At 72.9% G+C, this 7,314-nt stretch carries 8 protein-coding genes; 4 read left to right on the top strand and 4 right to left on the bottom strand.

The window, feature by feature from the left end:
* Nucleotides 1-188: 188 nt before the first annotated feature.
* Complete coding sequence (locus tag ASF28_RS21260) at nt 189-1,187, bottom strand: NAD-dependent epimerase/dehydratase family protein (RefSeq protein ID WP_056097436.1); 999 nt, start codon at nt 1,185-1,187, stop codon at nt 189-191.
* A gap of 352 nt (nt 1,188-1,539) precedes the next feature.
* Here ASF28_RS21260 and ASF28_RS21255 point away from each other — a divergent pair, with 352 nt between their 5' ends.
* On the top strand, nt 1,540-1,773 hold the full coding sequence (locus tag ASF28_RS21255) for a hypothetical protein (RefSeq protein ID WP_056097434.1): 234 nt from the start codon (nt 1,540-1,542) through the stop codon (nt 1,771-1,773).
* Between the two features lie 94 nt (nt 1,774-1,867).
* Here the strand turns inward: ASF28_RS21255 and ASF28_RS21250 are convergent, their stop codons facing one another.
* The gene (locus ASF28_RS21250; RefSeq protein ID WP_056097432.1) at nt 1,868-2,446 is read right to left on the bottom strand and encodes a hypothetical protein; all 579 of its coding nucleotides are present in this window, start codon (nt 2,444-2,446) and stop codon (nt 1,868-1,870) included.
* Nucleotides 2,447-2,749: 303 nt separating this feature from the next.
* Here ASF28_RS21250 and ASF28_RS21245 point away from each other — a divergent pair, with 303 nt between their 5' ends.
* Nucleotides 2,750-3,334 carry a superoxide dismutase family protein gene (locus tag ASF28_RS21245; RefSeq protein ID WP_056097431.1) on the top strand — a complete coding sequence of 195 codons (585 nt, stop codon included), beginning with the start codon at nt 2,750-2,752 and terminating at the stop codon, nt 3,332-3,334.
* A gap of 59 nt (nt 3,335-3,393) precedes the next feature.
* On the opposite strand, the gene ASF28_RS21240 is transcribed toward ASF28_RS21245, so the two are convergent.
* Nucleotides 3,394-4,989, bottom strand: coding sequence for a helicase HerA domain-containing protein (locus ASF28_RS21240; protein ID WP_056097429.1), 1,596 nt, complete (start codon nt 4,987-4,989; stop codon nt 3,394-3,396).
* A 389-nt stretch (nt 4,990-5,378) separates the two neighbouring features.
* On the opposite strand from ASF28_RS21240, the gene ASF28_RS21235 reads away from it, so the two are divergent.
* Nucleotides 5,379-5,585, top strand: a complete 207-nt coding sequence (locus tag ASF28_RS21235; RefSeq protein WP_056097427.1) for a hypothetical protein — start codon at nt 5,379-5,381, stop codon at nt 5,583-5,585.
* A 52-nt stretch (nt 5,586-5,637) separates the two neighbouring features.
* The gene (locus ASF28_RS21230) at nt 5,638-5,931 is read left to right on the top strand and encodes a hypothetical protein (protein ID WP_056097425.1); all 294 of its coding nucleotides are present in this window, start codon (nt 5,638-5,640) and stop codon (nt 5,929-5,931) included.
* On the opposite strand, the gene ASF28_RS21225 is transcribed toward ASF28_RS21230, so the two are convergent.
* The gene (locus ASF28_RS21225) at nt 5,928-7,202 is read right to left on the bottom strand and encodes an oxalate decarboxylase family bicupin (RefSeq protein ID WP_056097424.1); all 1,275 of its coding nucleotides are present in this window, start codon (nt 7,200-7,202) and stop codon (nt 5,928-5,930) included. The two genes, ASF28_RS21230 and ASF28_RS21225, sit on opposite strands and share 4 nt — an antisense overlap.
* Nucleotides 7,203-7,314: the final 112 nt, after the last annotated feature.

The following is a 7,314-nucleotide window of genomic DNA, read 5'->3' as shown; positions in this document are numbered from 1 at the left end:
CCTGCCCGACACCTACCAGGACCACAATTCCCCCGACGCCATGTACCGCGAGGCCGGCCTCGACGCCGACTCCATCGCCGGAACCGTGCGCGACACCCTGCCAGAGCGGAAGGTCCGGGGCCCGGCCAAGCTCGTCAGCGTCGGCCAGACCCAGCGCTGACCCGCCCCGCCCCCGATGCGTCGGGGGCTCAGGCCCGGTAATACGACCGGTACCAGTCCACGAAGGCGGGGATCCCCACCGACAGGGGCGTCTCCGGCACGGTGCCGACGAGGGCGCGCAGGAGGTCCGTGCTCGCGTGGGTGCGGGCCACGTCGCCGGGCGGCAGGGGTTTCAGCACCCGCTCGGCCCGTCGGCCGAGGGCCGCCTCGAGGGCGTCGATCATTGCGTCGAGGCGCACGGGCCGGCCGCCGCCGATATTGACGAGGCGGTACGGCGCCACCGGGCTCAGGGTGTCGCAATCGCCCACGGGCACCGTCCCGGGCGGCGTGTCCATGAGGCTGGCGATGGCCGCCACGAGGTCGTCGACGTAGGTGAAGTCGCGCTCGGCCGCCCCGTCGGCGAAGACCTCGATGGGCTCGCCGGCCAGGATCTTTCCCGTGAACAGGAACAGGGCCATGTCCGGCCGCCCCCACGGGCCGTAGACCGTGAAGAACCGGAACGCCGTGGTGGGGATGGCGAACAGGTGGCTGTAGGCATGCAGCATCGCCTCCCCGGCGAGCTTGCTCGCGGCGTAGAGGGTCAGGGGCGAGACCGCCCGGTCGGTCTCGCGGAACGGCATCTGGGCGTTGCCGCCATAGGCCGAGCTCGTCGAGGCGAACAGGAGATGGCGCACGGGATGGGCCCGCACGGCCTCGATGAGGTTGGCGGTGCCGACCAGGTTGGCCTGCACGTAGGCGCCCGGATTCTCCAGGCTGTGGCGCACGCCGGCCTGCGCCGCGAGATGCACCACCATGTCGGGCCGCACCCGCGCCAGGGTGTCGAGGAGCAGGCCGGGCTCCTCCAGGCGCCCTTCCACGGCCTCGAACGCCGGATGCCCGGCGAGCCGCGCGTGGCGGGCGCGCTTGAGACCGACATCGTAATAGTCGCTGAACCCGTCGAGCCCCGTGACGGCGTGGCCCGCCGCCAGGAGACGGCGGCCGAGGTGGTAGCCGATGAAGCCGGCGCTACCGGTCACGAGGACGCGCATCGGATCTCCCAGGAGGGGCGGGGCCGCAGGGTGGAGGCATGCCCTATCCCGTGCGCCGCCGCACCTCAAGAAACCGCGCTGCGCGCCGCGTCTTCCCGCCGCCATTCACCCATCCCGGGGCAGGCATACGCAGAAGGACTTGTTTGCGGACTGAAGAACGCCATATATAACAGCAGCATGACGTGATCGCGTCGCGCCCGCCCCACTCCCGCCGGTCCGCCACGCCAACGCCCCTGCGCCGCCCGCAAGGCCGCGATGGACAAGGACGAACCGTCGGAACGCGGCGCGCGCCTCCGATCTTCCCGACGGGCCCAGGCCCGCGACACTCTCTTTCCGCGAGTCGAACCCAACCATGAACCAGCTTGTCCGCATGTCCCAGGTCGGCGAGGCCGATGCGATCGCCGAGCCGTCCGCCTCCCTGCGGGTTCCCTTCGCGCAGTCGGGTGCGTTCGTGTGCAAGTTCATCATCGGCGAGCCCAACGACCGCGCCGTGTGCTGCGGCGCCCCGGTGTCGGACGGCAAGAGCTGGTGCGCCTTCCACCGCCGCATCGTGTTCGAGCCCGCCCGCCCCGGCCGCCTGCGCTGAACCCGGCCGACCCCGCCCATCGACCTCACCCCGCCGAGCCACCCGGCGGGGTTTTTCATGCGCGTTCAGGGCGAGGCGGGGTCAGGCGACGGGATCAATCGTCGAAATCGTCGGCCTCGTAGGGGCGATAACCGTACAGGAGACGGCCATCGGGGCCGGAGACGGTGCTGCGGCGCACGACGAGGTAGCCCGCCGCCTCGGCCTGCCGGATGCGCCGGGCGCGCGGGTCCGCGTCGAACCCACCGGGCGGCGGGGGCGGCGCGAGGAAGCCGTAGGAGACCGGCCGGGCCGCCGTGTCCCGCATCCGGGCGTGGGCGGCGCTCCGCATCGGGACCTGGGCGTGGACGATGCGGACGGGGGCGCTCCGCAGGCCCGGATGGGTCGGCGTGAGGGTCCGGACCGCGACGACGGGCCGGGGGCGGGCCACCGCCACCCGTGTCTTCGGAGTGCGCGAGGCGGTCCGGGGGGCGGCCCGGGGTTTCGCGGCCGCGGCCACCGGCGCCTCGGGGGCGGGCCGGGCGACGGGCGGTGCCACGGCCCCCCGCGCCGGAGGATCGGTCCAGGCCCGCTCGGCGGGGGCGGTCTGCGCCGTGGCGGCGCCGGCCCAGCCCAGGGCCAGCCCGGCGACCAAGCGGATCGGCAAGTGAGTCGACAAGCGGATCTGGATGGACATGCGGCTCTCCCGATCGGTTCCGGCCCGCGCCGAGCGGGGTGACGCGAATCGAAGACGAGCCCGCCCGGATCGGAGAAAACCTTAAGGAAGTCTCAACACGACGTCCACAGGGCGAACGAAGGCGGGCCCCGCCGTTCCCGAGGGCAGACCGCTAACGCGGCGGCGGCGGCGCGAACCGCTTGCGCGGCGGCGTCCGGAGCGGCATGCCCTGCGGTGGACTGAATTGGTACGTCCCGGATCGACCCGGGTCCCTGCCTCGTTGAGATTCGCAAGCGCCCCCGGCGTGGAGAGGAAAGCCATTCCATGAGACGCGTCCTGTCGATCATCCCCCTCCTCGGCATCCCCTGCCTGGCCCTGACCGCCGCCGCCGCCCTCGCCCAGGGGACGCCGGCGACGCCGCCGGCTCCGGCCGCGGCACCCGCCGCCGCACCGGCGGCGCCCCAGGCCTTCGAGGCCGACATCCAGAACGGCAAGGGCGAGGCCATCGGCCGGATCGCCCTGCGCGACGGGGCCAACACCCTGGTGATGCGGGTGACGATCAACGCCGGCGGCCTGCCGCCCGGCTGGCACGGCATCCATTTCCACGCGGTGGGCGACTGCTCGGACACGGAGAAGTTCGAGAAGTCGAAGGCCCACGTGAACCACGACCAGAGCAAGCACGGCCTGCTCAACCCCGAGGGCCCGGACGAGGGCGACCTGCCCAACGTCTTCGCCAATGCCGACGGCTCGGTGAACGCCGAGGTGTCGAGCGAGACGCCGCTCACGGGCGAGGGCGGGCTGAAGGACGGCGACGGCTCGGCGCTCATCATCCACGCCAACCCCGACGACCACGCCACCCAGCCCATCGGCGGGGCCGGCCCGCGCATCGCCTGCGCGGTGATCAAGTAGGCGGCAAGTCTCGGCGGTAAGTCCGGGCGGCCGGTCGGGGAACCGCGTCGCGGCCGGGGCTACTCGGCCGCGAACAGGCCCGGCATCTCGGGCATCGGCGGGGCCGCGGCGGAAGCGGGCTTGGCCTCGGGCGCGGCCCCCTTCGCCTCCGCGCCCTTCAGGTCGCCCATCGGGGCTTTCGGGTCGCCCGGCGCCGTCTCGCAGTTGAGGGACGGCAGGGCGACGACGCGGTTGCCGCGATAATCCGTGCGGCAGACGATGGTGCCCCGGGTCTCGACATAGGCGAGCAGGCGCTTGGCCCGGCCGGGCGAGCGGCTGCCGATGGCCCGCGCCAGGGCCTCGTCGCCGGGACACGGCTCGCCCGCCAGCGCCGCGCGGGCCAGCATGAGGAACAGGCCCTGGACCTCGTCGGGGAGGGCCGCCGCGGCGGCCTGCGCCTCGTCCCAGCGCCCGTCGGCCTCCGCCGGCTCGGCCTCGTCGAGGCCCGCACGGGCCACGCCGAGGCGGCGGCGGAAGCTGGCGAGGCTCAGGGACTCGCCGTCGAGGCCGCGCATCCGGCAGCGCACGAGGAAGTCCTGATACACCACCGCCACGGGCTGGCCGCCGGCATCGGGATCGGCGGCGATGCCGCGCAGGACCGCGTCGCAGCCGGCGCGGATCTCCTCCTCGCTCAGGGGCTCGGGCGCCGCCACGGGCTCGGGCCGGTAGGCGCTGAGTTCGCGCATGAGGTCGGCCGGGGTCGCGCGCGGGACCGGGGGCGTGCGCGGCGCCGGGGCCCAGGCCGGGGCGCCGTCCTCCGCCGAGCGGGTGAGGATGAGGGCGCGGAGATCCGCGTCCGCCGGGGCCGGCAGGGGGACGAGCTTCGGCGAGCCCGAGCGCGCCGAAGTGGTGACGGAGCCGATGCGCAGGGCCAGGGGCCGGCGGCTGAGGGCGGGCCCGAGGGCCACGAACTCGCCGCGCGCCAGGTCGCGGAACCGCTCGGCCCCGCGCCGGTCGAGGCCCAGGAGGTCGGCGGCCCGCGCCATGTCGATGTCGAGGAAGGTGCGGCCCATGAGGAAGTTGGTGGCTTCCGCCGCGACGTTCTTGGCGAGCTTGGCGAGGCGCTGGGTGGCGATGATGCCGGCGAGGCCCCGCTTGCGGCCCCGGCACATGAGGTTGGTCATGGCCCCGAGGGAGGCCTTGCGTGCCTCGTCGGAGACGTCGCCGGCGGCGGCGGGGGCGAAGATCTGCGCCTCGTCGACGACGACGAGGACCGGGTGCCAGTGGCTGCGCTCGGCCTCGAACAGGCCGCCGAGGAAGGCGGCCGCGGCGCGCATCTGCGCCTCCATGTCGAGGCTCTCCAGGGTGAGGACCACGGAGACCCGGTGGGCCCGCACCCGGGCGGCGATGGCCTGGAGGTCGGCCTCGCCGTGGGCGCCGTCCACCACCACGTGGCCGTAGGCCTCCGCCAGGGTGACGAAGTCGCCTTCCGGATCGACGATCACCTGCTGGACCGATCCGGCGCTCTGCTCGAGGAGGCGGCGCAGGAGGTGCGACTTGCCCGAACCCGAATTGCCCTGGACGAGGAGACGGGTCGCCAGCAGTTCCTCGAGGTCGAGGCGGGCGGGCTCCGCGCCCGGCCCCATGCTCAGTCCCATCTCGATGCCGACGCTCATGCCCGCTCCGGTTGCCGAACGCCGGGACCCGCCCCGCCGCATCACGGCATTTGCACGGAAACCTTAACATGCGGGGACGGGTCCGGATCGGGCGACGCGCCGGGCTTCCACAGGTGCGTTCCACTCCGTTCCGGTTTTGTCCCTAAAGTGACCTTCCGATCCCGGCCTCTCCAGTCATTTTATCCTAGGCTCAAAAGCCCAGGACAATGATCCGCACACTATGATTCACACAAATCTTCGAACAGATCGGGTACGGAACGGGATCGACGGGGCGGATGCAGGGACCGCCCGGCGCGGCGGGAGGGTGCGGCAACGGATCCGGCATTTCCCTGCAGGGCCGGCGGCGTCCCGGCCTTGCCGTGCCCGGCACGCGATCTAGGTCACCGGTCATGAACCCAGTCCTCGTCGTCGCCCTCATCTGCGCCTCCACCGTCCAGGCCCCCGATTGCTCGCGGGAGACGGCCCTCGACATCATCACCGGTCCGGCCCACACGCTTCAGGAATGCCTGATGCAGGGGCCGGTGCTCGCCGCCAATGCGGGCCACGGCAACGACCGGGACACCTACGTGAAGACGCGCTGCGAACCCCGGCGCTGAGCGTTCGACAGGACCCCGCTTCGACAGGACCCCGCCATGCAGGCCCTCCGCCATGGATGATGTCGCCCCCGACCGCGCGGTGATGATCCGCCTGCGCGCCCGCCTCGCCGTGGTCGAGCGCGCCGCCTGGTTCGGCCTCGTCGAGGCCATGCGGACGCGGCCGGCCGAGACGGAAGCCTACCTCACCGCCGAGCGCGCCAAATGCGCCGAGGGGTTCGGGCAGCGCGGCTGGGCCGCCGATCTCACCAACGCCGAGCGGGCCATGCTCGGCGCCGAGGTCGATGCGGGTCTGGCCGCGCTCATCACCGATGCCAGGGCGGAGGCGGAAGGGTCGGCGGAGGGTTAGGCGGGCGGCCGTCCGATCACCGGGTCCTTGCCCTGCGGCAGGCCATCGATGAGCGCCCGGTCGATTCCCGTATGCGCCGCCACCAGGGCGTGGGGGGTCAGGGCGAGCCACTGGCGCAGGGAGATGTCGGCGTAGGTCGGCGTCCGGAACATCTCCAGGAAGGTCAGGGGCCCCTGGCCGGTGTTCTCGATGTAGTGGCCCATGGCGAAGGGCACGTAGCCCACGTCCCCGGCGCGGTAATCGAAGGTCCGCGCCTTCGATTCGGAGCCGAACACGGTCATGCGCCCCTCCCCCGCGATGTAGAACTGCCACTCGTCGCCGTTGGGGTGCCAGTGCAACTCGCGCATGGCGCCGGGCTCGAGCTCGACCAGGGCCGCCGCGATGGTCTTGGAGGCGGGAAAGACCGTCGAATCGGTGATCCGCACCGTGCCGCCCTTGGTGCGGATCGGCGCCTGGGCCAGCATCCGGTGGCTGAAGCCCTCGGGGATCGGGCCGGCTCCGCCCATTCGGTCGTCGGAAAGCGGACCCGGCTTGGGGCCGGGGAAGATGTAGAGCTCCTTCTCGGGGATCCGGGCGAACGCCGCCTCGGGCAGGCCGAAGTTCTTGGCCAGGATGTCCTTCGGGGTGTGGGCGAGCCAGTCGGTGAGGAGGAAGGTCGAATCCTCCGAGAACGCGCCGTCGTCGAAGACGAGGAGGAATTCGCAGCCGTCGGTCCCGTCGCTCTCCAGGGCCTGGATCGAGTGGGGAATGCCGGAGGGGAAGTACCAGAGGTCGCCGGGGCCGACATCGTCCGCGAAGGTGCGGCCCTGCGCGTCGATGGCGGTGATGCGGGCCCGGCCCTGGAGCATGTAGGACCACTCCGCTTCCTTGTGCCAGTGCATCTCCCGCACGACGCCGGCCCTGAGGCGCATGTTCACCCCCGCCATGGCCTTCGAGACCGGAAGTTCGCGAATGGTGGTCTGCCGGGCCCAGCCGCCCTCCTCCAGGCGCATGTGGCTGTCGGCGAACGACCATTTGAGGTTGGGCATGGTGCCGTGGTCGGTCTTCGGCGGCAGCACCGTGAACGGGTCCTGCGCCTCGCGCGCCGGGTTGCGCGGGCCGAGAATCGGGGCGCCCTGCGTCCCGCGCTCCGGGACGACGCCGCCCGGGGGGACACCTGCCGGAGGGAAACCTGCCGGAGGGACACCTGGGCCGGCGGCGCGGGCGGCCGAACTCATCAGGGCGCCGCCGGCGGTGGCGGCGATCAGGCTGCGGCGGGAGAGATCGGTCATGGGGGTCTCGCTTGCGGCGTTCGGGCCGATCCCCGGATGGGGCCGAACCGGCCCGGGGGCCGCCACGATCGGATGGGTGACGCGGGGCTCCGGCCGGGCAATGGCCCGGACC

Source organism: Methylobacterium sp. Leaf99 (assembly GCF_001422375.1).
Lineage (GTDB): Bacteria > Pseudomonadota > Alphaproteobacteria > Rhizobiales > Beijerinckiaceae > Methylobacterium.
Note: the sequence above shows the minus strand (reverse complement) of the source record. Positions and strands in the feature narration are given on the sequence as shown.